This is a genomic window from Citrobacter youngae, from assembly GCF_003818115.1.
Taxonomy (GTDB): Bacteria; Pseudomonadota; Gammaproteobacteria; order Enterobacterales; family Enterobacteriaceae; genus Citrobacter; species Citrobacter youngae.
In genome coordinates, this window is the sequence record NZ_RPOI01000010.1 from 153,079 (window position 1) to 178,394 (window position 25,316).

Genomic DNA, 25,316 nt, shown 5'->3' on the forward strand with positions numbered 1-25,316 from the left:
TGTTGGAAGGTATTACGCAAAATCCACCATGCCTTTACCCTTTACGCGCCGCCTCATATGCCGACAGCGTCGCCAGCCTTGCCTGTTTATGATCGACAATCGGACGAGGATAGTTGAGCGTCACCTGCATTTTCTCCGCCCACGGCCACGGGTCATGAATGGCTTTACCCGGCACGTCGTGCAGTTCCGGCACCCACTGGCGGATAAACTCACCGTCATGGTCGAATTTTTCGCCCTGCGTCGTGGGGTTAAAGATCCGGAAATACGGTGCTGCGTCGGTTCCGGTTGAGGCTGCCCACTGCCAGCCGCCGTTATTGGCCGCGAGGTCACCATCAATCAGTTGCGACATGAAATATTGTTCGCCTTTACGCCAGTCAATCAGCAGGTCCTTCACCAAAAAACTGGCCGCAATCATGCGTAAACGATTATGCATCCAGCCCGTGGCGTTGAGCTGACGCATCGCCGCATCCACAATAGGGTAACCCGTACTACCCGTTTTCCAGGCCTGCAAATGCATCGGATTATTCTGCCATTGCACGCGATCGGTCCAGCGAATAAAGGGCTGATGCCGACAAAGTGCGGGATAGTACGTCAGTAGATGGCGGTAAAATTCGCGCCAGATGAGCTCGTTTAGCCAAACGCTCCCGGAGCCTCCCTCTAGCGCCTGCGGTTGCTCGACTAACAAACGGTGCAGACACTGACGCGGTGATAACCCACCGGTGGCAAGGCTTGCCGACAACCGGCTGGTGCCTTCATTTGCCGGGAAATCACGTTGTTGCTCATATTCTGCCGCGCCCTGCTGGCAAAACTGACGTAATTGCGCGATAACCGATTTTTCTTCTACCGGGAAAAGCGCCACATCAAAATCCTGCTGTGGATAATTGAGCGTAATTGGCGTTGATGGGGGGGGAATTGCGCCGCTTTCGCGGGCTTTTGGTGCCGCAACACACTCCGGGATACTGTCTTTTAACCGCTTCAGCCAGGCATTTTTAAACGGTGTAAAGACTTTATACATCTCATGATTCCCGGTCATTACCGCGCCCGGTGCCAGGATTACGCTATCGTCAAAACCCTCACAGACCACCTGCGATAATGATTTTTCAACCTGAGCATCGCGCTGGCGTTCGTTGATTTCGTACTGATAGTTATAAAACAGTCGGCTAACGTCATGCAGTGCGCAGACATTTTTGACTATCTCTACGCTGGCTGTGAAATCCCCGACGTCATAAACCAGCAGCGGGATGCCTTTTTCTGCCAGCGCCGTCTGCAGCGCATTCAACTGCTTGCCGACAAACGCCGCCTGACGCGGTGACATATCATGCGCTTTCCACTGTGCGGGCGTGGCAATATATAACGCCAATACCCGTGCCGAACGATCCCGACATGCCGCTGCCAGCGCAAGATTGTCATGCAAACGTAAATCTCGCCGAAACCAGACCAGATGAGTGGTCATAAAACTCCCAAATAAAAATTAAGCTTTGCCGTGTAAACGCAGAATCGCAGGCCAGAGTTCAAAGTAACGTTGCCCGGACAACCAACTGTTCGGGTTCTCCGTCATATAGTGTTGGAGGAGCATCAATGGCGCAAGCAGCGGCTGCATCTCACGTCGATAGTTATCGATTATTGAGGTCAGTTCCTGACGTTGACGAAGATTGAGCTGGTTACGGAAATAGCCCTGCACATGCATCAGGACATTGGTATGGTTGCGTCGGGTCGCGTTATTAAACAACAGATGAATCAACCGTAAACGGTACTCCGTATAAAAAGCATCGAGGCTTGCCCATTCGTGGATTGCGGCAACAAAAGGGCCGAGCTCACGATACTCCGGTTGGGAGTGTGCCAGTAACACCAGCTTGTAACGGGTGTGAAAATCAATCAATGCGCCACGTGATAATCCGCTCTGGCGCAGTCGGTGCAATTCATGCAAGGCATAAATACGTACCAGCGTATTCTCGTCAAACAGAAATTTATCGTTCGCTTCTGCGGTCAGACAGGCGCGGACACCAACAGGAACTCTCTTGCTCATCGCCACTCCTTATCCGTTACACAGGTAAGTGTAGACTGCGACGTATAAAAAAACCGCCACATTGCTGTTGGCGGTTTTTTTGAGCCTGAACGGTAACTTAGTAGAAATCGCAGGTGGCTTTTTCAGCCTGCTCCATCCACACCGGCTTATCACTGGTTTTCGACCAGACGCGATGCAGGTAGCTGTAAAAACGGGCACGGTCTTTCCAGAACAGCATGACCGGCAGCGCCAGAACACCAGCCAGTACGGCAAAGGTACGGCGCAAGAAAACAATGTGTGCTGGATATTCTTTATAAAAGTCCATAATCCTCTCCCATATATCTGTTCGGTGAATCGCACCGGAAAATAAACTTGGTTAACTGATGAAAATAATACCGCCTTGTGTGTAATTTTGCTACTCATCCGACCACTTATTTTTATCTATTGATGCTCCGTTTAACGTAAATTCGTAATTAAGTTACATAAAGGTTAAATTAATACTAATCATTAGTTAAATAATGGTCTTTGCCATTTTTATACTTTTTTTACACCCCGCCCGCAGATTTTTGCAAAATCTTTGCAACCAAAAACCTACGCTCTGGTTATCACATTTATGCCACTGGAGGTGCACTGTGAGTGCAGGCGTGATAACCGGCATTGTGCTGGTCTTTTTGTTACTGGGTTATCTGGTGTATGCCTTGATTAATGCGGAGGCGTTCTGATGGCAGCGCAAGGATTTTTACTCATCGCCAGTTTCCTGCTGGTGCTGTTTGTTCTCGCCAGGCCGCTGGGCTTTGGGCTGGCGCGTCTTATCAACAACACATCCTTACCCGGCCTTGCCGGCGTTGAGCGTGTGCTGTGGCGTGGGCTGGGTATTTCGCAGCAGGAAATGACCTGGCTGCACTATTTGCTGGCGATCCTCGCACTTAATATCCTCGGCCTGCTGATACTGTTTGCGATGTTAATGGCGCAAAACCTGCTGCCGCTGAATCCACAACAGTTACCGGGGCTATCGTGGGATCTCGCGCTCAATACCGCTGTTAGTTTTGTGACCAACACCAACTGGCAGTCCTATGCGGGTGAAACCACTTTAAGCTACTTCAGCCAGATGGCCGGCCTGACCGTGCAGAATTTCCTGTCTGCGGCGACCGGTATTGCGGTGATCTTTGCCCTGGCTCGCGCCTTTACGCGCCAGAGTATGAACACGCTGGGCAACGCCTGGGTGGATCTGGTCCGCATTACGCTGTGGATATTGCTGCCGATTTCTCTGCTCATCGCGCTGTTTTTCATCCAACAAGGTGCGCTGCAAAACCTGCTGCCTTATCAGGCGATCACCACGCTCGAAGGGACAAAACAACTGCTACCGATGGGACCTGTCGCCTCACAAGAGGCCATTAAGATGCTCGGTACCAACGGCGGCGGCTTTTTTAATGCCAACTCCTCACATCCGTTTGAAAACCCAACCGCACTGACCAACCTGGTCCAGATGCTGGCAATCTTCTTAATTCCCACGGCGCTGTGTTTCGCCTTCGGCGACGTCGTGGGCGATCGCCGACAGGGACGCACCCTGCTGTGGGCTATGTCGCTTATTTTTGTTGTTTGCGTGGCGGTTGTAATGTGGGCCGAAGTGCAGGGTAACCCGCATCTGATGGCGTTTGGCGCAGACAGCAATATCAACATGGAAGGTAAAGAGAGCCGCTTTGGCGTGCTGGTCAGTAGTCTGTTTGCAGTCGTCACGACAGCCGCATCCTGTGGCGCAGTCATTGCTATGCACGACTCCTTCACTGCGCTGGGCGGCATGGTACCGATGTGGTTGATGCAGATTGGCGAAGTGGTCTTCGGCGGCGTAGGGTCTGGGCTGTACGGCATGCTGCTGTTCGTGCTGCTGGCGGTATTTATCGCCGGGTTAATGATTGGCCGCACACCAGAGTATCTGGGTAAAAAAATCGATGTCCGTGAAATGAAAATGACCGCGCTGGCGATTCTGGTTACCCCTGCGCTGGTTCTGCTTGGGACAGCGATAGCCATGATGAGCGATGCCGGGCGTAGCGCCATGCTCAATCCCGGGCCGCATGGTTTTAGCGAAGTGCTGTATGCCGTGTCGTCCGCCTCGAACAACAACGGTAGCGCCTTCGCCGGGTTAAGCGCCAACAGCCCGTTCTGGAACTGCCTGCTGGCCTTATGCATGTTCTTCGGCCGCTTCGGCGTCATTATCCCGGTGATGGCGATTGCCGGTTCACTTGTTGGTAAAAAGAGCCAGCCAGCAAGTCCCGGCACGCTACCTACCCACGGTGCGCTGTTTGTTGGGTTGTTGATCGGTACCGTGTTGCTGGTTGGCGCCCTCACCTTTGTTCCTGCGCTGGCGCTTGGCCCGGTAGCAGAATACCTCTCTTTACGTTGAGTGATGCGGAGCACATGACTATGAGTCGCAAGCAACTGGCGCTGTTCGAACCTTCTCTGGTCGCACAAGCGCTGATGGACGCCGTGAAAAAATTAAGTCCACATACTCAGTGGCGTAACCCGGTGATGTTTATCGTCTGGCTGGGCAGCCTGCTGACCACCCTGTTAACGGTGGCGATGGCGACAGGCCATATGTCAGGTAATCCACTGTTTACCGGCGCGATAAGCCTCTGGCTATGGGTGACTGTTCTGTTCGCTAACTTTGCGGAAGCGCTGGCTGAAGGGCGTAGTAAAGCGCAGGCCAACAGCCTGAAAGGGGTTAAAAAAACCGCCTTTGCCCGCAAACTTCGTGAACCGAAATATGGTGCGCAAATGGATCACGTGCCAGCCGAAGAGTTACGTAAAGGGGATATCGTGCTGGTGGAAGCTGGCGATATTATCCCGTGTGACGGCGAAGTTATCGAAGGCGGCGCCTCGGTGGATGAAAGCGCCATTACCGGTGAGTCCGCGCCTGTAATCCGTGAATCCGGCGGCGATTTTGCCTCCGTCACCGGCGGGACTCGCATCCTCTCCGACTGGCTGGTGATCGCGTGTAGCGTCAACCCCGGAGAAACATTCCTCGACCGAATGATTGCCATGGTTGAAGGCGCACAGCGGCGTAAAACGCCCAATGAAATCGCGCTGACGATCCTGCTGATTGCCCTGACTATCGTCTTTCTGCTGGCAACCGCCACGTTGTGGCCGTTCTCTGCCTGGGGCGGCAGTGCAGTCAGCATCACGGTGCTGGTTGCCCTGTTGGTCTGTCTGATCCCCACCACGATCGGTGGGCTGCTCTCCGCGATTGGCGTCGCCGGGATGAGCCGCATGTTGGGTGCGAACGTCATTGCCACCAGCGGACGTGCAGTAGAAGCGGCGGGTGACGTGGATGTACTGCTGCTGGATAAAACCGGCACCATTACGCTGGGTAACCGCCAGGCTTCAGATTTTCTGCCCGCCCACGGCGTGGACGAAAAAACGCTGGCCGATGCCGCGCAGCTTTCATCACTGGCCGATGAAACACCGGAAGGTCGCAGCATCGTTGTCCTGGCTAAACAGCGCTTTAACCTGCGTATTCGTGACGTACAGTCGCTCCATGCCACCTTTGTGCCGTTTACCGCGCAGAGTCGGATGAGCGGTATCAACATCGACAACCGGATGATCCGCAAAGGCTCGGTTGATGCCATTCGTCGTCACGTCGAAGCTAACGGTGGCCACTTCCCTGCCGATGTGGAGCAGAAGGTCGAAAACGTTGCTCGCCTTGGCGCAACGCCGCTGGTGGTGGCCGAAGGCTCCCACGTACTGGGTGTGATTGCCCTGAAAGATATCGTAAAAGGCGGGATTAAAGAACGTTTTGCCCAACTGCGTAAAATGGGGATCAAAACGGTGATGATCACTGGCGACAACCGTTTAACCGCCGCCGCAATCGCCGCGGAAGCCGGAGTGGATGACTTCTTAGCCGAAGCCACACCGGAAGCCAAGCTGGCGTTGATTCGTCAGTATCAGGCGGAAGGTCGTCTGGTGGCGATGACCGGCGACGGAACTAACGACGCACCAGCCCTTGCGCAGGCCGATGTGGCCGTTGCCATGAACTCCGGAACCCAGGCAGCGAAAGAAGCGGGCAATATGGTGGATCTCGACTCCAACCCCACCAAACTGATTGAAGTGGTGCACATTGGTAAACAGATGCTGATGACGCGTGGGTCGCTGACCACCTTTAGTATCGCCAACGACGTTGCGAAATATTTCGCCATCATCCCGGCTGCGTTCGCCGCAACTTACCCGCAGCTTAACGCACTGAACGTCATGCGACTGCATTCGCCGGATTCGGCGATCCTCAGCGCCGTCATCTTCAATGCGCTGGTCATCGTCTTCCTGATCCCACTGGCGCTGAAAGGCGTGAGCTATAAGCCGTTATCCGCTTCCGCGATGCTGCGCCGCAATTTGTGGATCTATGGTCTGGGTGGCCTGGTTGTGCCGTTTATCGGTATCAAAGTAATTGATTTACTGCTGACCCTGCTGGGTCTGGTGTGAGGTTTCAGATGAGTGGATTACGTCCTGCATTATCAACATTGCTTTTCCTGATGCTTATCACCGGCGGTGTTTATCCGCTGCTGACCACCGCGCTTGGGCAGTGGTGGTTCCCCCACCAGGCTAACGGGTCGCTTCTGCGTGAGGGTCAGATAATTCGCGGTTCTGCACTGATCGGGCAAAATTTTACCGCCGCGGGTTATTTTCATGGACGCCCCTCAGCCACAGCGGAAATGCCCTATAATCCAATGGCTTCAGGCGGCAGTAATCTGGCAGCCAGCAACCCGGAACTGGATAAACAGCTGCAAAGCCGGATTGCCGCGCTGCGTGCCGCCAACCCGCAGGCAAATCCTGCCGTTCCGGTAGATCTGGTAACAGCTTCCGCCAGCGGGCTGGATAACAACCTGACGCCAGCTGCGGTGGCCTGGCAAATCCCGCGCGTGGCGCAGGCTCGCAACCTCAGCGTTGAAGAAGTCACGCGCCTGGTTGCACAATACACGCAAAAGCCACTGGTCAGTTTTATCGGCCAACCGGTGGTGAACCTGGTGGAACTTAATTTAGCGCTGGATAAGCACTGAGAAAAAGGACATGCATAGCGAACCCCTACGTCCTAACCCCGATCGCCTGCTGGAGCAGACCACCGCGCCGCACCGGGGAAAACTGAAAATTTTCTTCGGCGCCTGTGCGGGCGTGGGGAAAACCTGGGCCATGCTGGCGGAGGCCCAGCGACTGCGGTCGCAGGGGTTGGATGTGCTGATTGGCGTGGTGGAAACCCACGGGCGCAAGGAGACCGCCGCACTGCTGGACGGTCTCACCGTGCTGCCGTTGAAACGTCAGGCACACCGTGGGCGGCATATCAGCGAGTTCGATCTTGATGCCGCCCTCGCCCGCCGCCCGGCGCTGATTTTGATGGACGAACTGGCGCACAGCAATGCGCCAGGTTCACGCCACCCCCGCCGCTGGCAGGATATTGAAGAACTGCTGGAAGCCGGGATTGATGTTTTTACCACCGTTAACGTTCAGCACCTGGAAAGCCTGAATGATGTGGTCAGCGGCGTCACCGGTATTCAGGTTCGCGAAACCGTCCCCGATCCTTTTTTCGATGCCGCTGACGACGTGGTACTGGTCGATCTCCCTCCCGACGATTTGCGTCAGCGCCTGAACGAAGGCAAGGTCTATATTGCCGGTCAGGCAGAGCGTGCAATCGAGCATTTCTTCCGCAAAGGTAATTTGATAGCGCTGCGCGAACTGGCGCTGCGACGCACCGCCGATCGGGTGGACGATCAGATGCGTGCCTGGCGGGGGCGTCCGGGAGAAGAAAAAGTCTGGCATACTCGCGATGCCATTTTACTGTGTATTGGACACAACACCGGCAGCGAGAAACTGGTGCGAGCGGCTGCACGCCTGGCGGCGCGTCTGGGTAGCGTCTGGCATGCGGTATATGTTGAAACACCTGCGCTACACCGGCTACCCGAAAAACGGCGGCGGGCAATCTTAAGCGCGCTGCGACTGGCACAGGAACTGGGGGCTGAAACGGCCACTCTCTCCGACCCTGCCGAAGATAAAGCGGTGATCCGCTATGCCCGTGAGCATAATCTGGGGAAAATTGTCCTCGGGCGTCCAACTACACGTCGCTGGTGGCGCAGCGACTCCTTTGCTGACAAGCTGGCCCATCGCGCACCGGATCTCGATCTGATGATTGTAGCCCTCGATGAGCCCCCTGCACGCCCTGTGCTGCAAACCGCAGATAACCGCACCTTTAAGGATAAGTGGCGGGTACAAATCCAGGGTTGTGTGGTCGCTGCTGCATTGTGTGCTGTTACGACATTGATTGCCATGCAGTGGTTGGTTGCATTTGACGCAGCCAACCTGGTGATGCTCTATCTACTGGGCGTGGTGGTGATCGCCCTGTTCTACGGGCGCTGGCCATCGGTGGTGGCGACGTTTATCAACGTCGCCAGCTTTGATCTCTTCTTTATTGCGCCACGCGGCACGCTTGCCGTTTCCGACGTCCAGTACCTGCTTACCTTTGCCGTGATGCTAACGGTAGGTCTGGTTATCGGTAATCTGACCGCCGGGGTGCGTTATCAGGCCCGGGTTGCACGTTATCGTGAACAGCGTACGCGTCATTTGTATGAGATGTCGAAAGCACTGGCTGTAGGGCGCAGCCAACAGGATATCGCCGCCACCAGCGAACAGTTTATTGCCTCAACGTTCCAGGCCCGTAGCCAGGTTTTACTGCCCGGCGAGAACGGTAAGCTGGCCCCTCTCACCCATCAACAGGGCATGACGCCTTGGGATGACGCTATTGCCCAATGGAGCTTTGATAAAGGGCAACCCGCCGGCGCAGGCACTGATACCTTACCCGGCGTGCCGTATCAAATTTTACCGTTAAAAAGCGCCGACAAAACGCATGGGCTGCTGGTCGTGGAACCAGGAAATTTACGCCAGTTGATGATCCCCGAACAGCAACGCCTGCTGGAAACCTTCACTTTACTGGTCGCCAGTGCGCTGGAACGCCTGACGCTAACCGCCAGCGAAGAGCAGGCCCGGTTTGCCAGCGAGCGTGAAAGCATTCGCAATGCCCTGCTCGCCGCCCTTTCCCACGATTTACGCACACCGCTGACGGTGTTGTTCGGCCAGGCAGAAATCTTAACGCTGGATCTGGCAAGCGAAGGATCGCCGCACGCACGTCAGGCCAGCGAAATTCGCCAGCACGTCCTGAACACGACCCGACTGGTGAATAACCTGCTGGATATGGCGCGAATTCAGTCTGGCGGCTTTAATCTTAAGAAGGAGTGGTTAACGCTGGAAGAGGTGGTCGGCAGCGCCCTGCAGATGCTGGAGCCAGGTCTCTCTGCCCCGATAAATCTGTCGTTACCAGAACCGTTGACATTGATTCACGTCGATGGCCCGCTCTTTGAACGGGTGCTGATTAATCTGCTGGAAAATGCCGTCAAATACGCGGGCCCACAGGCGCAGATCGGTATTGATGCCAGCGTTGATGGCGAACACCTGCAACTGGACGTCTGGGATAATGGGCCGGGTGTTCCATCGGGTATGGAACAGCGCGTTTTTGACAAATTTTCTCGGGGAAATAAAGAGTCATCGGTGCCAGGCGTTGGGCTGGGGCTGGCAATTTGTCAGGCCATTGTAGACGTGCATGGCGGGACTATTTCTGTCCACAATCGCGCGCAGGGAGGAGCATGTTTTCGTGTTACACTGCCCCAGGAAATTCCCCCTGAACTTGAAGATTTTCATGAGGATATGTGACGAACGTACTGATTGTTGAAGATGAACAGGCCATTCGCCGCTTTCTACGCACCGCGCTGGAGGCCGATGGGCTACGTGTATTTGAAGCGGAAACGCTGCAACGTGGTCTGCTGGAAGCCGCCACGCGAAAACCCGATCTCATCATTCTCGATCTCGGCCTGCCGGATGGCGACGGCATTGATTTTATTCGCGACCTGCGTCAATGGAGCGCGATCCCGGTGATTGTGCTTTCAGCCCGCAGTGAGGAAAGCGATAAAATCGCCGCGCTGGATGTCGGAGCCGATGACTATCTCAGCAAACCTTTTGGTATTGGCGAGCTACAGGCGCGATTGCGTGTGGCATTGCGTCGCCACGCCAGCGGGACGTCTCCCGAACCGATCGTACATTTTTCTAATGTTAAAGTGGATATCGCCGCCCGCCTCGTACACCGGGGTGACGAAGAAATTCATTTGACGCCGATTGAGTTTCGCCTGTTAGCGGTATTGCTGAATAACGCCGGGAAGGTGCTGACGCAACGTCAGTTATTGAATCAGGTTTGGGGACCAAACGCCGTCGAACACAGTCACTATCTGCGTATTTATATGGGACACCTGCGCCAGAAGCTGGAACTGGACCCGGCCCGCCCGCGTCATTTTCTCACCGAAACCGGAATTGGCTATCGGTTTATGCCGTGAATATGCACTGAATAAAAAAGCCGGATCAGCTGATACGCTATCCGGCTTTTTCATCATTCATACCGGATGACGACGCTAGCGTCTTATCCGGCAGGTGATTTATGCGTTTTTCAACACTTCGCTGACAATCTCGACCGCTTCTTTCTCGATCTGCTTGCGGTGTTCCTCACCGAGGAAGCTTTCGCAGTAGATCTTGTAAGCATCTTCGGTACCAGAAGGACGCGCAGCAAACCAGCCGTTATCGGTCATCACCTTCAGGCCGCCAATCGATGCGCCGTTGCCCGGTGCCGCCGTCAGACGCGCGGTGATCGGGTCACCCGCCAGCGTACTGGCGCTCACCATTTCCGGAGACAGCTTAGACAACGCCGCTTTCTGCGCGGAGGTGGCCCCAGCCTGAATTCGGTTATAGCTCGGTGCGCCAAAGCGCGCCGCCAGTTCGTTGTAATGCTCTTGCGGGTTCTTGCCTGTCACTGCCGTAATTTCCGCTGCCAGCAGGCACATGATGATGCCATCTTTGTCGGTTGACCACGGTGTACCGTCGAAACGCAGGAAAGATGCCCCCGCGCTCTCTTCCCCACCAAAGCCAAAACTGCCGTCAAACAGACCGTCAACAAACCATTTAAAGCCAACCGGCACTTCAACCAGTTTACGCCCTAACTCATTCACTACACGGTCAATCATCGCCGATGACACCAGCGTCTTACCGACGGCAACATCTTTGCCCCACTGCGGACGATGCTGGAACAGGTAGTTGATCGCTACCGCCAGATAGTGGTTCGGATTCATCAGTCCAGCCGGTGTTACGATACCGTGGCGGTCATAGTCCGGGTCATTGGCAAATGCCAAATCGAATTTGTCACGCAGCGCCAGCAGACCGGCCATCGCGCACTCGGAGGAACAGTCCATACGAATGGCGCCGTCTTTATCGAGATGCATAAAGCGGAAAGTCTGGTCGACCTGATCGTTAACGAGGGTCAGATTCAGGTTGTAGTGCTGAGCGATACGTTTCCAGTATTCGATACCGGAACCACCCAGTGGATCAACGCCCAGCGTCAGACCCGCTTTCTGGATTGCCGCCATATCGACGATATCTGCCAGCCCTTCCACGAAGGGTTGAACCAGGTCTTGTTCTTTAACATGACCGGACGCCAGCGCGGCATCCAGCGGAATACGCTTCACGCCTTTCAGACCATCAGCCAACAGTGCATTAGCCCTGTCTTCTACGACTTTGGTGACATTGGTATCTGCCGGGCCACCGTTTGGCGGGTTGTATTTAATTCCGCCGTCTTCTGGTGGGTTATGGGACGGCGTGATCACAATGCCGTCAGCCAGCGGACCGCCTTTTTTATTGTGGACCAGGATAGCATTCGACACGGCAGGGGTGGGCGTAAAGCCGTTGTCTTCCTGCACAATGACATCAACACCGTTCGCTGCCAGCACTTCCAGCACAGAGATGAAAGCCGGTTCAGACAACGCGTGGGTATCCTTGCCCACATAGCACGGGCCTGTAATCCCGTTTTTCGCACGTTCTTCGGCAATCGCCTGAGCGATAGCCAGAATATGCGGCTCATTAAAACTATGACGACCCGCACTACCGCGATGTCCGGACGTACCGAACTTAACGGCGTGCTCAGCGTTCCCTGCTGTTGGTTTCAGTACATAGTACTGTGCCGTCAGTTGGGCGACGTTAATCAAATCACTCTGTTGCGCAGGTTGACCTGCACGGTTGTGGATTGCCATTGCCTGGTCCTTCTAATGCAAGGATTAAATTGTTCCGCAAACCTTTTCAATCAACTCCGCGGGGAATTGCATTGACTGCATGATGTGTTCAACCATGCTGCATTTACGGCCGGTATTGGTATTGGTGATCACCCAATATGGCGTGCCTGGCACGTGTTTCGGTTTGGTTTGATTACCATTTTTCAGCAACGTCTGTTCATCCGCTGCAAAATAAACGCGCGTACGTCCGTGCAACGATTCCGTTGCTTCGGCGAACGCGTTGTTATCCAGTGAGTAAAGTGTAGACAGCACCAGCATAAAGCGATTCACTGCTTTTTTCTGTTCCGCATATTCATCGGAAAGCAGCAGTTCACGCATGGCGCGCACTTTGTCTTTCGTAGGGTTGACCGGCTTGGCTTCCACGACAGGTTGTACCGCGCGGACTTCTTTTACTACCGGAGTAACAGGCTGTGATGCGGCGGAAAACTTCAACATACGCCGTAAAATGTCGGATGCGCTCTCGCCAATATGCTTGGTGTGGCTGGCAATATAGCTATAGAGTTCATCATCAACTTCAATCGTTTTCATCTTAATCCAGTGCAATGTTTGGCTGAATACAAGTTGTCAGGACTTTACACGCTGTAGTGTAAAGGCAAATCCTAACAGCGGATAGCGTCAAGCCTGGTGACCAGCAAAACTCGGAGTAACCGTAGTTGTTGCAGCCATGTGGCAGAATGGTCAACATGATACCCTAACCCGTCAGTGTGAAAAAAAGAACTTTGCCATGAAATTGAATATCCGAGCGCAATCTGCGCAAAACCCGCACAATAATTCTCCCATCGTCCTGGTTCACGGCCTGTTTGGCAGTCTGGATAACCTCGGGATCCTGGCACGCGATCTCGTGGCCGATCACGACATCATCCAGGTTGATATGCGAAATCATGGTCTCTCCCCTCGTTCACCTGAGATGAATTATCCGGCCATGGCGCAAGATCTGCTGGATACGCTGGACGCCAGGCAGATTGAAAAAGCGATCTTTATTGGCCACTCAATGGGCGGTAAAGCCGTTATGGCGCTGACTGCGCTGGCTCCTGAACGTGTCGAACGGCTGGTCGCCATCGACATTGCTCCCGTTGACTACCATGTTCGCCGCCACGATGAGATTTTTGCTGCCATTAACGCAGTCACCGACGCGCAATCCTCTTCGCGCCAGCAGGCGGCGAGCGTTATGCGTCAGCACCTGCAAGAAGAAGGCGTGATCCAGTTTCTGCTGAAATCCTTTGTTGACGGCGAGTGGCGCTTTAATGTTCCCGTATTGTGGGATCAATATCCGCATATCGTCGGTTGGGAGACCATTCCGGCGTGGGAACACCCGGCGCTGTTTATCCCCGGCGGTAATTCACCTTATGTGACCGAAGCGTATCGCGAACAGCTGCTGGCGCAATTCCCGCAGGCCCGCGCACACGTTATTGCCGGCGCAGGCCATTGGGTACATGCGGAAAAACCCGATGCGGTGCTGCGCGCCATCCGTCGTTATCTGAGCGAGCAGGTTAACTGATTAAAAACTCAGCGTCCGCGCGTGATTACGCGCGTGGGCGTTGGCGCGCCTCCCCTGCTGATGTATTATGGCGCGCTATCCATCCGGGCGGACGCCTGGCTGATTGTTTCCCCGAAGTCACCAAGATCATGGCCAAAGAACAAACGGACCGTACGACATTAGATCTGTTCGCGCAGGAGCGTCGCCCGGGACGACCCAAAACTAATCCGCTCTCGCGTGATGAACAGTTACGTATTAACAAACGTAATCAGCTTAAACGCGACAAAGTTCGCGGGCTTAAGCGTGTCGAACTGAAACTGAACGCCGATGCCGTTGACGCTCTGAACGAGCTGGCCGAGGCACGCAACATGAGTCGCAGTGAACTCATCGAAGAGATGCTGATGAACCAACTCACCGCATTGCGCGGTCAGGCTTAGTCTGAATTTCTGCTCTAAATCATAAATCGTGTAGCACAGAGTGCAGTCCTGCGTGTTTGCTGTTTCCGCATGCCTGACTGTTCTGCTATGATTGCCCTTATCCGTGGGCAATGCGCCACCACCATTTCAATAAGTTTCAAGAGGTTATTTTACTCATGGCAATCACTGGCATCTTTTTCGGCAGCGACACCGGTAATACCGAAAATATCGCAAAAATGATTCAAAAACAGCTTGGTAAAGACGTTGCCGATGTACATGACATTGCAAAAAGCAGCAAAGAAGACCTGGAAGGGTATGACATTCTGCTGCTCGGCATCCCAACCTGGTACTACGGTGAAGCGCAGTGCGACTGGGACGACTTCTTCCCTACTCTCGAAGACATTGATTTTAACGGTAAACTGGTGGCATTGTTCGGCTGTGGCGACCAGGAAGATTACGCAGAATATTTCTGTGATGCGTTAGGCACCATCCGTGACATCATTGAACCGCGCGGCGCCACCATCGTCGGCCACTGGCCAACGGCGGGTTACCATTTTGAAGCGTCTAAAGGTCTGGCAGATGACGACCACTTTGTCGGTCTGGCTATCGATGAAGATCGCCAGCCGGAACTGACCGCTGAACGCGTAGAAAAATGGGTTAAGCAGATCTCTGAAGAGCTGCACCTCGACGAAATCATCAATGCCTGATTTCGTGCGGCGTAGATATTCATCTGCGCCGCATCAATAGATAGAACCAATCAAAATAATTGCTACAAATTTGTAACTTTTTCGCCTGACCCTGTACAATGGCTGGATGCCAATCGGGTATTGCACAGTGTGTTTGTTGGTGATACCACGTTTTGATTAACAATATTTGCCAGAGACTTGCAGTTTTCATTTAGGCATGGCAGTTCTATAATGATACGCATTATCTCAAGTGCAATTTCTGTCACTTCTGTTAATGAAGTGAACCGTTTAGCTACAGGACAGATTCCGCATGACTGACAACAATACCGCATTAAAGAAGGCTGGCCTGAAAGTAACGCTTCCTCGTTTAAAGATTCTGGAAGTTCTTCAGGAACCGGATAACCATCACGTCAGTGCGGAAGACTTATACAAACGCCTGATCGACATGGGTGAAGAAATTGGTCTGGCGACCGTGTATCGCGTGCTGAACCAGTTTGATGATGCCGGTATCGTGACCCGCCATAATTTTGAAGGTGGTAAATCCGTCTTCGAACTGACTCAACAGCATCATCACGATCACCTGATTTGCCTTGACTGCGGCAAAGTGGTCGAGTTCAGCGATGACTCCATCGAAGCGCGTCAACGTGAGATTGCGGCTAAACATGGCATTCGTTTAACTAACCATAGCCTCTATCTGTACGGTCACTGCGCTGAAGGCGATTGCCGCGAAGATGAGCACGCGCACGACGGCAAGTAATGTAATGCTCTCTGAAAAGCCAACCATCCGGTTGGCTTTTTTTATGCGCGTTATCAGCGCGTTTCCCCTTCCCTCCACTCTTGTGTTGCTTTAATGTAAAAATCAATTGTCCCTTCCGGAGAGTCGAAATGGAACTTCGCCAGCTACGTTATTTTGTGCGCATTGTAGAAACCGGCAGCATGGGTAGCGCGGCGCTCGACCTCAGTATCGGTGTTTCGGCGCTCAGCCAGCAAATGACCCGCCTGGAAAACGAACTCGCCATACGTCTGCTGCAACGTACCTCGCGTGGCGTGACGCCCACCAGCGCTGGACTGGCATTTTACGCCCAGGCACAGCTGGCGCTCCGTCACGCAGACGATGCGATCCTCGCCGCACGGGAGGCCAGACTTTCCGGGCACGTCAGCGTCGGCATGGCCCCCAGTACTGCTTCCGTTCTTGGGATGCCTTTCATCAACGCCATGCGGGAAAGCTATAGTGATGTCCGCCTGCATGTGGTGGAAAGCCTCTCTGGTAACCTGGAACGAATGATTAATACCCGCCAGATTGATCTGGCGGTGGTATTTCAAAAAGAAAAGATCCTGCGCTGGAGCGCCAGACCGATTCTCGAAGAACGGCTATTTTTAATTGGTACTCATGCCCTACTGGCTGATATTACCGATGACAATATTGCTCCAGCCCAATTGGCATGTATTCCATTGATAATGCCAAGCCCAGGACATGGTCTGCGCGGCAGACTGGATGCTATCAGCCAGGAGCATGCGCTGAACATTGAGATCGCGACAGAAATTGACGGCCTGACGCTACTGATGCACGCCGTTCGCAGCGGAATCGGTGCAACACTTCAGCCCGGTGCGGCAATTTCCCATCTCGATAAAGAGACATTAAGAGTGATTGGCATCCATAATCCCATACTTAGCCGCCCCAACTTTTTGGTCAGCCTTTCTGACGATGAACTCACCCCAGCAGGTCTCGCTGCCCGTGTGGTACTAGCCAAAGTGATGCATCAACTGGTGGAATCTGGACACTGGCCAGGTGCGATCCTTTACAATAATTAAAGGGCTGTTTAGCATCACGTCATAGCGTCCACACAACTTACTCGTATACATTTTAATTACAAACTTAACAATTGGTTAAGTGGTAATGGAGTATGCGATGGTTGATGTTCTGGTGATTGGCGGCGGCAATGCTGCACTATGTGCCGCCTTAACCGCCCGGGAGCAAGGCGCTTCGGTACTGTTGCTTGAGGCAGCCCCGCGTGAATGGCGCGGAGGAAACTCCCAACACACGCGTAATTTACGCTGTATGCATGATGCGCCACAGGATGTACTGGTGGAGAGCTATCCAGAAGAGGAGTATTGGCAAGATCTGCAGCGCGTAACGGAAGGAAATACCAACGAAGCCCTGGCACGTCTGGTGATCCGTACCTCATCACAGTGTCGCGACTGGATGCGCCAGCACGGCGTCAATTTTCAACCTCCACTCTCTGGCGCTCTACACGTGGCGCGAACCAATGCCTTTTTTATGGGCGGCGGGAAAGCCCTGGTGAATGCCTATTATCGCAGCGCAGAAAAACTGGGGGTGCAAATCCGCTATAACACACCGGTGCAGGCGCTTGAACTGCACAACGGCGAGTTCGTAGCGGCGCTGGCTGGTGCAGAGCGCATTCCGGCAAAAACCTGCGTGCTTGCCGCTGGCGGGTTTGAATCTAACCGCGAATGGCTGCGAGAAGCCTGGGGTGAGAACGCCCGCGGTGAATGGCCTGCGGATAACTTCCTCATTCGCGGCACGCGCTTTAATCAGGGCGTACTGCTCAAATTTATGATCGATGCCGGCGCGGACATCATCGGCGACCCCTCCCAGTCACACTGCGTGGCGATTGATGCCCGGGCCCCCTTATATGACGGCGGGATTTGCACCCGCGTGGACTGTGTTTCGCTTGGCATCGTAGTGAACCGCGATGCAGAACGATTTTATGATGAAGGCGAGGATTTCTGGCCCAAACGTTATGCCATCTGGGGACGTCTGGTCGCCCACCAGCCCGGGCAAATTGGTTACTCCATTATCGACAGTAAAGCCATCGGTCACTTCATGCCCCCGGTTTTTCCTGGCGCACAGGCCACTACGTTAGCAGAGCTGGCACGTCAGTTGGGACTGGATACTGAGCGCTTTACCCATACTGTCATGCAGTACAACAGGGCCTGCCTGCCAGGCCACTTTGACCACACCACTCTTGATAACTGTGCAACACAAAATCTGACACCGGCAAAAACACATTGGGCGCGACCACTGGATACGCCACCTTACTATGGCTATGCCTTACGTCCGGGGATCACCTTCACCTACCTGGGGTTAAAGGTGAATGAACACGCCGCAGTGCATTTTGCCGGGCGTCCAAGTCGCAATCTGTTCGTCGCCGGGGAGATGATGGCGGGCAACGTGCTGGGAAAAGGCTACACCGCAGGTGTAGGCATGTCGATTGGGACCACCTTTGGCCGTATTGCCGGAAAAGAAGCCGCTCTGGCCGCACGTAAGGAGACTCGTCATGAAACCGCTTGAGAAATTAATTATCGAAGCGAAAATGCTTACCGAGCCGGAAGCTGAAGTTGAACGAGTTATGCAAGTCTGCAATGCCTGCCGCTATTGCGAGGGGTTTTGCGCCGTGTTCCCGGCGATGACTCAGCGTCTGGAATTCGGTAAAGCGGATATCAACTATCTGGCCAACTTGTGCCATAACTGCGGCGCCTGCCTGCACGCGTGTCAATACGCACCGCCCCATGAATTTGCTATCAATGTACCGAAAGCAATGGCAGAAGTAAGGCTGGAAACCTATCAGCACTACACGCAACCCGCCGCCTTTGGCGCGCTTTATCGTCGTGCAGGCGTCACCGTGACGCTGTCGCTGGTTTTCGGTCTGATCCTGTTTTTACTCCTCGCTATAGGTTTAACAGGCACGTTACTCCATCCCCCGCTGGCCGGAGATTTCTACCAAATTTTCCCGCATAACCTGCTGGCATGGATGTTTGGTTCAGTCTTTATTCTGGCGATGGGTCTGCTGATGGCGGGCGTTATCCGCTTCTGGCGGGAGATTTCTCCGGGGATGCCGCGTTCCTCTGACATTGCTGAAGCCTCTCATAATGCGCTGACGCTGAAATATCTCGATGGCGGGCACGGCAAAGGGTGTAACGAAGCAGATGATGCCTTCACCCTGATGCGCCGCCGTTTCCATCACTTCACCTTCTACGGTTTTCTGCTCTGCTTTGCCGCCACCGTGGTGGCAACGGGCTATCACTACTTTGCCGACATAGAAGCGCCCTATCCGTTCCTCAGCGTTCCGGTCATGCTGGGCACATTAGGCGGCATTGGCCTGGTTGTCGGCTCAGCGGGTTTGTTATGGCTGAACCTTAAGCGCTCACCGCTACATGGCGACGCACGGCAAAAACCGATGGATCGCGGTTTTATCCTGTTGCTGCTACTGACGAGTCTGACGGGCTTAGCGTTGTTGGCAGGCAGAGATACCTCAGGGATGGCTATTTTGCTTGCTATTCATCTTGGTGTCGTGATGGCGCTATTTCTGACCATCCCATACGGAAAATTTGCCCACGGATTTTACCGTTGTGCGGCATTACTCAAGTGGGCAATTGAGAAACGACGCTAAAATGCAAACGGGCGAAGAAATCTCTCCGCCCGTTCTTGTTCATACCACGTTTTATTTCGCCGTATTATTACTGCGAATTTCCTGCCAGACCTTATCACAATCGGCCTTAACGGATTGATCGTTACCCGTACGCGTTGCCTGGATACACTGCTGGTAATCCAGTACGCGCACGCTTTCTTCATTCGCAAACTGCTGGTGCTGTTTTTCTTTCTTCAGCACATTCAACACGCTTTGGCAGGCTTCGATTTTCTCCGGCGAACCCTGCGCGGTATTGATACACGCGCTATAGGCTTCCTTAAGACGGCTATCTTCTTTCGGCGCGGGTGATTGCGCGCAGGCAACCAGCCCTGATGCCATGACGGCGATGAGTATCAGCTTTTTCATAACACATTCCTCAACAAAACGGCAGGCTTGCGGCCTGCCTCTGTCGGCATTAGAAGATGGTGAACGGAGCAATAACGATGAATTTCACGTCACGCTCATCCTGGAAGATGTTACCGTAACCACCGCCCCAGCTCGGAATATCTGAATGGTTGTCGTACTGGGTGAAGTGCAGTTTAAACATAGTGCCCTTCGCACGGCCGTCCTGCAGGGTATAGACCGCATCCAGGCTGTAAGACGACTCTTCAATAGTACGATTTTTGTCGTAGTACGCATCCGGGTTGAGCTGCCAGGTAGCCGGTTTAGCATCCCACGCGTAAACGTATGATGCACCCACAGCCCAGCCAGGCAGGTTCCAGTTTTTCAGGTCATACATCGCGCCGAAGAACACGGCCTTTTCACCGTTGGCGTTGAAGTCAGAGCGGTTATCCCACCAAACGTCCAGACGACCGTTTGAAGACGCATAGGTCGGGGTCATACGCTGCAGGAAGTAGCCCTGCTGCCCGTCAGCTTTAACCCAGGTCCCTTCCAGTCGCAGATCAACGACTTCTGCCACTTTGTAGCCGAAGGTCAGTGCCTGCAGCCAGGCCGTGCCATCATAAATGTCGTTAACTGTGCGGTCATCAACCTTATCGCGGGCACCGTAGAACTGGTAGCTGGTGGTAAACGGGTTACCGCCTAAATCAAATTTGTAGCTGGCTTTGGCGAAATACTGATCGACGTAGCCTTCAGACTGACCGAATGCTGCTTCCAACAGCAGGTTATTTTTGAAGTCATACTTTGCGCCGATTGAATGGAGGTAATCAACTTTGGTCTTTTTATCGGCCTGATAGAATTTATCGACTTCGGTATGCCACGGTGCTTTATATTCGTTGGCCCACATATAGGAAAAGCTCAGCGCACCCGCATCACCATAATCGAAGTTGGCACCGGCTTCAGCACCCTGATAGGTACCAGGCATAAAGCTCCAGTGTGGTGCCAGCAGAGTTTGCCCGGTTGGCTGAATATAACCAGCGCGCGCCCAGGTTGGGCCAAATTTGAATTTGGCTGCCGCTTTATACAGGCTAATCCCGCTCTTATCTCCGGAGTAATCTTCGTCATAGCCTTTATTTTTTGAAGAGAATGCGATTTCGTTTGGATGGCCGCTTTCGCTACTTTCGTTCATTTCAATAGCAGTGAATGCTGCGATATCAATACCAAACATATCGGCCGCATAACCGGACTGGAAGTCGAGGTTAGCGTTCCAGGTGGAGTGAGAAAGGTTGGTTTTGTATTTGTCGTGGTCGGTCACATCTTTACGGTCACGTTCACGCTGCCAGTAATAGATGCCGCCAGTTAAGGTAGAGTCATCAATAAAACCTTCGGCGTGAACCTGTGGAGCGACAACAAAACCCGACATTGCTGTGATACCGGCGATAGCCAGCGCCAGCGTACTACGTTTGCCACTAAACGTACGCATATGTTAATCCTCTTTGACATAAAAATGCTGCCGATAAAAGCGGACAGCGAAAAAGCAAAAATTAAAAAAGTAGCGCTGAGAAAACCTCATTGACTACAATGAATAGACTATTTTTCGCGACGCGAATTATCAATCTCTTTTTGTAACCAGTATGTAAGAACATGAGCAACCGCACATATTTCATTGCTTTCTGTTACATTTTCATTGGGAGTTAAAAAAGCGTTGAAAAATTGAAAAAAGGCTTGTTTTCCATAAAGATGAAATCGGTTTCAGTCCAGAGTGGCTGATAAAACAAGGTTTTTGTTAGAAAAATATAAACGGCAAAAACCATTCCTGAATAACAATTATTTCGCTGCGCAAATAGAGTCTGCTAACCATTTTCAGGCGAAAAAAACGCCGCAGAGTGCGGCGTTTGAAAAGATGATGCGTAACGACGGTTTATTCGCCTACTTTAGCCCATGTATCGCGCAGACCCACGGTGCGGTTAAACACCAATTTGTCAGCTGTTGCGTAGCGGCTGTCGAGGCAGAAATACCCTTCACGCTCGAACTGGAACGCTTTACCAGCAACAGCGGCCTGTAGCGAAGGCTCACCGTAACCCTGCTTAATAACCAGCGATTCCGGGTTAATAACGGACAGGAAGTCTTCCGCTGCCCCCGGGTTTGGCACGCTAAACAGACGGTCGTACAGACGGATTTCAATCGGTAGCGCATGGGACGCGCTCACCCAGTGAATAACGCCTTTAACTTTACGACCATCGGCCGGATCTTTGCTCAGGGTGTCAGCATCGTAGGTGCAGAAAATGGTGGTGATCTTCCCTTCTGCATCTTTCTCGACACGCTCAGCTTTGATCACGTAAGCATTACGCAGACGGACTTCTTTACCCATCACCAGACGCTTGTACTGCTTGTTCGCTTCTTCGCGGAAATCGGCCCTGTCGATCCAGATTTCACCGCTGAACGGCACTTCACGGCTGCCCATTTCCGGCTTGCCCGGATGGTTAGGCATGGTGACCAGTTCGCTTTCGCCCTGCGGGTAGTTTTCGATAACCAGTTTCACCGGATCGATAACCGCCATCGCGCGCGGGGCGTTTTCGTTCAGATCTTCGCGGATACAGGATTCCAGAGAAGCGATCTCAATGGTGTTGTCCTGCTTGGTCACGCCAATGCGTTTGCAGAACTCACGGATCGCGGCAGCGGTGTAACCGCGACGACGCAGGCCAGAGATCGTCGGCATACGGGGATCATCCCAGCCTTCAACGTGCTTGTCGGTCACAAGCAGGTTCAGCTTGCGCTTGGACATCACGGTATATTCCAGATTCAGGCGCGAGAATTCGTACTGACGCGGATGAACCGGAATAGTGATGTTGTCCAGCACCCAGTCGTACAGACGACGGTTATCCTGGAACTCCAGCGTACACAGTGAATGCGTGATGCCTTCCAGCGCATCGCTGATGCAGTGGGTAAAGTCGTACATCGGGTAGATGCACCACTTATTGCCGGTCTGGTGGTGTTCAGCGAACTTAATACGGTACAGCACCGGATCGCGCATCACGATAAACGGCGAAGCCATATCGATTTTCGCACGCAGGCAGGCTTTACCTTCTTCAAAACCACCGTTACGCATTTTTTCAAACAGCGCGAGGTTTTCTTCAACGCTGCGATCGCGGAACGGGCTGTTTTTACCCGGCTGAGTCAACGTGCCACGGTATTCGCGAATTTCTTCCGCTGACAGTTCGTCAACGTACGCCAGGCCTTTATTAATAAGCTCTACCGCATAGGCGTGAAGCTGATCGAAGTAATCCGAAGAGTAGCGAATGTCGCCAGTCCAGTGGAAACCTAACCATTCAACGTCGTTTTTAATCGATTCAACGTACTCGATATCTTCTTTAACCGGGTTCGTATCATCAAAACGCAGGTTGCACTGGCCCTGGTAATCTTGCGCAATGCCAAAGTTCAGACAAATGGATTTCGCGTGGCCAATGTGCAGATAGCCATTTGGCTCCGGCGGAAAACGTGTATGGATAGTGGTGTGCTTACCACTGGCCAGATCTTCATCGATGATCTGACGAATAAAGTTACTCGGGCGGGCTTCAGCCTCACTCATCGTGGATTCCTCAAAGCGTAAACAACGTATAACGGAACATGATCTTATAAGCGACGTCAGGAGACAACTATTAGTTGCACAAAAAAGGTGTTTCAACAGGATATATGAGAGTATTTGCTGCAAAAAAAAGCGGCGGAGGAATCTCCCCCGCCGCTTAAGGCACTTAACTCACTTTACTCAGGAGCAGTTATTTACCTTTAATCTCATACAGCGGTGTCTGACCGGCAACCACATGACCTTCGGCTTTAATGACCAGCGCACCGAAATCATCGCTGTTGCTGCACACAACCGGGCTAATCATGGAACGTGCGTTGGCGTTCAGGTATTCCAGATCCATTTCCAGAATCGGTTGACCTGCTGCAACAACCGCACCTTCTTCAACCAGACGTTTAAAGCCTTTACCTTCCAGCGTCACGGTATCGATACCCATATGGACCACGATTTCCGCGCCTTTTTCCGTTTCCAGACAGAACGCATGGTTGGTGTTGAAGATTTTCACAATAGTACCCGCTGCCGGAGAAACCACGATTTTATCCGTTGGTTTTACCGCCACGCCGTCACCCACTGCTTTGCTGGCGAAGGCTTCATCAGGCACCTGCTCCAGTGCAACCACATCACCGGTAATCGGAGAAACCAGCGCTTCAATGGTGACCGCATTCGCGACAGCCTGCGGTTTTGCAATCGGGGCAGCCGCTGTCGGGGCATTGTCAGTAGACGCTGCCGCAACCGGGCCGCGTGCCACAACTTTCTTCATTTCGTCGCCGATAGATTCAGCTTTCGCACCCACGATAACCTGAATAGTTTGTTTGTTCAGCTTAACCACACCCGATGCGCCTAAGCGTTTGCACATCGCATCATTGACGCGGGCAGAATCGCCAACGGTCAGACGCAGACGGGTGATACAGGCATCAATCGCTTTCAGGTTATCCGTACCGCCAACCGCAGCAATGTAGTTGGTTGCCAGTTGAGCTAAACCTTCTTCGGTATTGCTGTTTGCTTCGTCAGTAACAATCTCGTCTTCTTTATCTTCGCGGCCCGGCGTTTTCAGGTTAAACAAACGAATAACCGCGCTGAACAGGACGAAGTAGATAACGAAGAACACCAGACCCATGGCGACCAGCATCCAGACGTTCTTACTTGCAGCCGGCAGGTTGTACATCAACACGTAGTCGATAGCACCTGCGGAGAAAGAGAAGCCCGCATGGATCCCCAACAGCGTCGCAACGAACAGGCTGATACCCGTCAGAACGGCGTGCAGGAGGTACAGCAACGGAGCCAGGAACATAAACAGGAATTCCAGCGGCTCGGTAACACCGGTCAGGAATGCGGTGATAGCAACGGACAGCAGCATACCGCCGACCATCGGACGACGCGCTTTCGGCGCGGCGAAGTACATCGCCAGAGCCGCACCCGGCAGACCAAACATCATGATCGGGAAGAAGCCAGACATGAACATACCCGCAGTGCCGTCACCCGCGTAGAAGCGGTTGATATCACCGTGGAATACGGTACCTGCAGCGTTAGTGAATTCGCCAATCTGGAACCAGGCGATGGTGTTCAGCACCTGATGCAGACCGGTTGGGATCAGCAGACGGTTGATGAAGCCAAAAATACCAGAACCCAGCGCGCCAGCGCCCACGATCCACTCACCACCCGCATGGATGGCATTCTGCACCGGCGGCCACACGTAGCCGAAGATAGCAGCCAGTATCAAACAGAAGAAGCCAGTAGCGATGGGTACAAAACGTTTGCCGCCGAAGAAGCTCAGGAAATCAGGCAGTTTGATGCCAGACCAACGGTTATACACAGCACCGCCGACCAGACCGGTGATGATACCCGCCAGCACGCCCATGTTGATCGCCGGGTTAATGGTAACCATTGCTTTGGTCAATATGAAATAACCAACCGCACCTGCCAGCGCTGCCGCACCCGCGCTGTCTTTAGACCAGCTGGAAGCCACACCGATAGCAAAAATTAACGCGAGGTTATCAAAGATAGCCCCACCCGCTTGCGCGATGAAGGGTACGTTCAGTAAATCTGGTTGGCCGAATCGCAGCAACAGTGCCGCGACTGGCAGCACCGCGATGGGGAGCTGTAACGCCCTACCCAGCCGCTGGAAAAAACCTAAAATATTCATTTTATTCCCCCTACGAGACCCCGATTAGGCTCCTTTGAAGCCAT

The 25,316-nt window shown here is 53.3% G+C and carries 23 protein-coding genes; 14 read left to right on the top strand and 9 right to left on the bottom strand.

Going from position 1 to position 25,316, the window contains the following annotated elements; translation table 11 throughout:
• Window positions 1-34: 34 nt before the first annotated feature.
• The 3 genes from phrB to EHN13_RS09465 all read right to left on the bottom strand — a co-directional run bounded on the left by phrB (window position 35) and on the right by EHN13_RS09465 (window position 2,330).
• The gene (gene phrB, locus EHN13_RS09455; RefSeq protein ID WP_124021296.1) at window positions 35-1,453 is read right to left on the bottom strand and encodes a deoxyribodipyrimidine photo-lyase; all 1,419 of its coding nucleotides are present in this window, start codon (window positions 1,451-1,453) and stop codon (window positions 35-37) included.
• 18 nt (window positions 1,454-1,471) lie between these two features.
• On the bottom strand, window positions 1,472-2,026 hold the full coding sequence (locus EHN13_RS09460; protein WP_124021297.1) for a DUF1722 domain-containing protein: 555 nt from the start codon (window positions 2,024-2,026) through the stop codon (window positions 1,472-1,474).
• Window positions 2,027-2,123: 97 nt separating this feature from the next.
• Window positions 2,124-2,330 carry a YbfA family protein gene (locus tag EHN13_RS09465; protein ID WP_005122569.1) on the bottom strand — a complete coding sequence of 69 codons (207 nt, stop codon included), beginning with the start codon at window positions 2,328-2,330 and terminating at the stop codon, window positions 2,124-2,126.
• A 307-nt stretch (window positions 2,331-2,637) separates the two neighbouring features.
• On the opposite strand from EHN13_RS09465, the gene kdpF reads away from it, so the two are divergent.
• Genes kdpF through kdpE form a run of 6 tightly spaced genes read left to right on the top strand, consistent with a single transcriptional unit; the run spans window position 2,638 to window position 10,419 of the window.
• Complete coding sequence (kdpF, locus tag EHN13_RS09470; protein WP_001670793.1) at window positions 2,638-2,727, top strand: K(+)-transporting ATPase subunit F; 90 nt, start codon at window positions 2,638-2,640, stop codon at window positions 2,725-2,727.
• Window positions 2,727-4,406, top strand: a complete 1,680-nt coding sequence (gene kdpA, locus EHN13_RS09475) for a potassium-transporting ATPase subunit KdpA (protein WP_048212270.1) — start codon at window positions 2,727-2,729, stop codon at window positions 4,404-4,406. The genes kdpF and kdpA overlap by 1 nt, the downstream gene beginning before the upstream one ends.
• Before the next feature lie 20 nt (window positions 4,407-4,426).
• Window positions 4,427-6,475 (top strand): potassium-transporting ATPase subunit KdpB, encoded by a 2,049-nt coding sequence (gene kdpB / locus EHN13_RS09480; RefSeq protein WP_115600769.1) that lies wholly within the window; start codon window positions 4,427-4,429, stop codon window positions 6,473-6,475.
• 8 nt (window positions 6,476-6,483) lie between these two features.
• Complete coding sequence (gene kdpC, locus EHN13_RS09485; RefSeq protein ID WP_124021298.1) at window positions 6,484-7,050, top strand: potassium-transporting ATPase subunit KdpC; 567 nt, start codon at window positions 6,484-6,486, stop codon at window positions 7,048-7,050.
• A gap of 10 nt (window positions 7,051-7,060) precedes the next feature.
• Window positions 7,061-9,745: a two-component system sensor histidine kinase KdpD gene (gene kdpD / locus EHN13_RS09490; RefSeq protein ID WP_048212273.1), complete on the top strand. Its 2,685-nt coding sequence runs from the start codon at window positions 7,061-7,063 to the stop codon at window positions 9,743-9,745.
• Complete coding sequence (kdpE, locus tag EHN13_RS09495) at window positions 9,742-10,419, top strand: two-component system response regulator KdpE (RefSeq protein WP_124021299.1); 678 nt, start codon at window positions 9,742-9,744, stop codon at window positions 10,417-10,419. Before kdpD ends, kdpE begins: the two co-directional genes overlap by 4 nt.
• A gap of 99 nt (window positions 10,420-10,518) precedes the next feature.
• Here kdpE and pgm read toward each other — a convergent pair whose 3' ends face one another.
• Window positions 10,519-12,159, bottom strand: coding sequence for a phosphoglucomutase (alpha-D-glucose-1,6-bisphosphate-dependent) (pgm, locus tag EHN13_RS09500; protein ID WP_124021300.1), 1,641 nt, complete (start codon window positions 12,157-12,159; stop codon window positions 10,519-10,521).
• 24 nt (window positions 12,160-12,183) lie between these two features.
• Complete coding sequence (gene seqA / locus EHN13_RS09505; protein ID WP_061067527.1) at window positions 12,184-12,726, bottom strand: replication initiation negative regulator SeqA; 543 nt, start codon at window positions 12,724-12,726, stop codon at window positions 12,184-12,186.
• Between the two features lie 196 nt (window positions 12,727-12,922).
• Between seqA and ybfF the strand changes: the two genes are divergently transcribed.
• From ybfF to tcuB, 8 genes are all read left to right on the top strand, one after another.
• Window positions 12,923-13,696, top strand: a complete 774-nt coding sequence (gene ybfF, locus EHN13_RS09515) for an esterase (RefSeq protein WP_101742421.1) — start codon at window positions 12,923-12,925, stop codon at window positions 13,694-13,696.
• 128 nt (window positions 13,697-13,824) lie between these two features.
• Window positions 13,825-14,112: a LexA regulated protein gene (gene ybfE / locus EHN13_RS09520; RefSeq protein ID WP_005121400.1), complete on the top strand. Its 288-nt coding sequence runs from the start codon at window positions 13,825-13,827 to the stop codon at window positions 14,110-14,112.
• 155 nt (window positions 14,113-14,267) lie between these two features.
• On the top strand, window positions 14,268-14,798 hold the full coding sequence (fldA, locus tag EHN13_RS09525) for a flavodoxin FldA (protein ID WP_003022839.1): 531 nt from the start codon (window positions 14,268-14,270) through the stop codon (window positions 14,796-14,798).
• A 210-nt stretch (window positions 14,799-15,008) separates the two neighbouring features.
• Entirely contained in the window at window positions 15,009-15,095 is an 87-nt protein-coding gene (locus EHN13_RS09530; protein WP_100247215.1) for a ryhB-regulated fur leader peptide, read from the top strand.
• Entirely contained in the window at window positions 15,088-15,534 is a 447-nt protein-coding gene (gene fur / locus EHN13_RS09535) for a ferric iron uptake transcriptional regulator (RefSeq protein WP_003022836.1), read from the top strand. Before EHN13_RS09530 ends, fur begins: the two co-directional genes overlap by 8 nt.
• Window positions 15,535-15,662: 128 nt before the next feature.
• Entirely contained in the window at window positions 15,663-16,589 is a 927-nt protein-coding gene (gene tcuR / locus EHN13_RS09540; protein ID WP_101742413.1) for a tricarballylate utilization LysR family transcriptional regulator TcuR, read from the top strand.
• Between the two features lie 97 nt (window positions 16,590-16,686).
• On the top strand, window positions 16,687-18,090 hold the full coding sequence (tcuA, locus tag EHN13_RS09545) for an FAD-dependent tricarballylate dehydrogenase TcuA (protein WP_101742414.1): 1,404 nt from the start codon (window positions 16,687-16,689) through the stop codon (window positions 18,088-18,090).
• Window positions 18,077-19,189 (top strand): tricarballylate utilization 4Fe-4S protein TcuB, encoded by a 1,113-nt coding sequence (gene tcuB / locus EHN13_RS09550; RefSeq protein WP_124021302.1) that lies wholly within the window; start codon window positions 18,077-18,079, stop codon window positions 19,187-19,189. Before tcuA ends, tcuB begins: the two co-directional genes overlap by 14 nt.
• A gap of 51 nt (window positions 19,190-19,240) precedes the next feature.
• Here the strand turns inward: tcuB and EHN13_RS09555 are convergent, their stop codons facing one another.
• From EHN13_RS09555 to nagE, 4 genes are all read right to left on the bottom strand, one after another.
• Window positions 19,241-19,573 (bottom strand): ChiQ/YbfN family lipoprotein, encoded by a 333-nt coding sequence (locus EHN13_RS09555; protein WP_005121405.1) that lies wholly within the window; start codon window positions 19,571-19,573, stop codon window positions 19,241-19,243.
• 49 nt (window positions 19,574-19,622) lie between these two features.
• The gene (chiP, locus tag EHN13_RS09560; protein ID WP_048212279.1) at window positions 19,623-21,029 is read right to left on the bottom strand and encodes a chitoporin ChiP; all 1,407 of its coding nucleotides are present in this window, start codon (window positions 21,027-21,029) and stop codon (window positions 19,623-19,625) included.
• 438 nt (window positions 21,030-21,467) lie between these two features.
• Complete coding sequence (gene glnS / locus EHN13_RS09565; RefSeq protein WP_115600772.1) at window positions 21,468-23,135, bottom strand: glutamine--tRNA ligase; 1,668 nt, start codon at window positions 23,133-23,135, stop codon at window positions 21,468-21,470.
• 187 nt (window positions 23,136-23,322) lie between these two features.
• Complete coding sequence (gene nagE / locus EHN13_RS09570; RefSeq protein ID WP_101742417.1) at window positions 23,323-25,272, bottom strand: PTS N-acetyl glucosamine transporter subunit IIABC; 1,950 nt, start codon at window positions 25,270-25,272, stop codon at window positions 23,323-23,325.
• Window positions 25,273-25,316 lie beyond the last annotated feature (44 nt).

What these genes read in the sequence shown, in the direction of transcription:
- EHN13_RS09555 (WP_005121405.1), bottom strand. Translation starts at nt 19,573, where the DNA reads ATGAAAAAGCTGATACTCATCGCCGTCATGGCATCAGGGCTGGTTGCC.
- kdpC (WP_124021298.1), top strand. Translation starts at nt 6,484, where the DNA reads ATGAGTGGATTACGTCCTGCATTATCAACATTGCTTTTCCTGATGCTT.
- tcuB (WP_124021302.1), top strand. Translation starts at nt 18,077, where the DNA reads ATGAAACCGCTTGAGAAATTAATTATCGAAGCGAAAATGCTTACCGAG.
- tcuA (WP_101742414.1), top strand. Translation starts at nt 16,687, where the DNA reads ATGGTTGATGTTCTGGTGATTGGCGGCGGCAATGCTGCACTATGTGCC.
- chiP (WP_048212279.1), bottom strand. Translation starts at nt 21,029, where the DNA reads ATGCGTACGTTTAGTGGCAAACGTAGTACGCTGGCGCTGGCTATCGCC.
- fur (WP_003022836.1), top strand. Translation starts at nt 15,088, where the DNA reads ATGACTGACAACAATACCGCATTAAAGAAGGCTGGCCTGAAAGTAACG.
- ybfE (WP_005121400.1), top strand. Translation starts at nt 13,825, where the DNA reads ATGGCCAAAGAACAAACGGACCGTACGACATTAGATCTGTTCGCGCAG.
- seqA (WP_061067527.1), bottom strand. Translation starts at nt 12,726, where the DNA reads ATGAAAACGATTGAAGTTGATGATGAACTCTATAGCTATATTGCCAGC.
- glnS (WP_115600772.1), bottom strand. Translation starts at nt 23,135, where the DNA reads ATGAGTGAGGCTGAAGCCCGCCCGAGTAACTTTATTCGTCAGATCATC.
- ybfF (WP_101742421.1), top strand. Translation starts at nt 12,923, where the DNA reads ATGAAATTGAATATCCGAGCGCAATCTGCGCAAAACCCGCACAATAAT.
- EHN13_RS09465 (WP_005122569.1), bottom strand. Translation starts at nt 2,330, where the DNA reads ATGGACTTTTATAAAGAATATCCAGCACACATTGTTTTCTTGCGCCGT.
- kdpD (WP_048212273.1), top strand. Translation starts at nt 7,061, where the DNA reads ATGCATAGCGAACCCCTACGTCCTAACCCCGATCGCCTGCTGGAGCAG.
- phrB (WP_124021296.1), bottom strand. Translation starts at nt 1,453, where the DNA reads ATGACCACTCATCTGGTCTGGTTTCGGCGAGATTTACGTTTGCATGAC.
- EHN13_RS09530 (WP_100247215.1), top strand. Translation starts at nt 15,009, where the DNA reads ATGATACGCATTATCTCAAGTGCAATTTCTGTCACTTCTGTTAATGAA.
- nagE (WP_101742417.1), bottom strand. Translation starts at nt 25,272, where the DNA reads ATGAATATTTTAGGTTTTTTCCAGCGGCTGGGTAGGGCGTTACAGCTC.
- pgm (WP_124021300.1), bottom strand. Translation starts at nt 12,159, where the DNA reads ATGGCAATCCACAACCGTGCAGGTCAACCTGCGCAACAGAGTGATTTG.
- fldA (WP_003022839.1), top strand. Translation starts at nt 14,268, where the DNA reads ATGGCAATCACTGGCATCTTTTTCGGCAGCGACACCGGTAATACCGAA.
- kdpA (WP_048212270.1), top strand. Translation starts at nt 2,727, where the DNA reads ATGGCAGCGCAAGGATTTTTACTCATCGCCAGTTTCCTGCTGGTGCTG.
- EHN13_RS09460 (WP_124021297.1), bottom strand. Translation starts at nt 2,026, where the DNA reads ATGAGCAAGAGAGTTCCTGTTGGTGTCCGCGCCTGTCTGACCGCAGAA.
- tcuR (WP_101742413.1), top strand. Translation starts at nt 15,663, where the DNA reads ATGGAACTTCGCCAGCTACGTTATTTTGTGCGCATTGTAGAAACCGGC.
- kdpB (WP_115600769.1), top strand. Translation starts at nt 4,427, where the DNA reads ATGAGTCGCAAGCAACTGGCGCTGTTCGAACCTTCTCTGGTCGCACAA.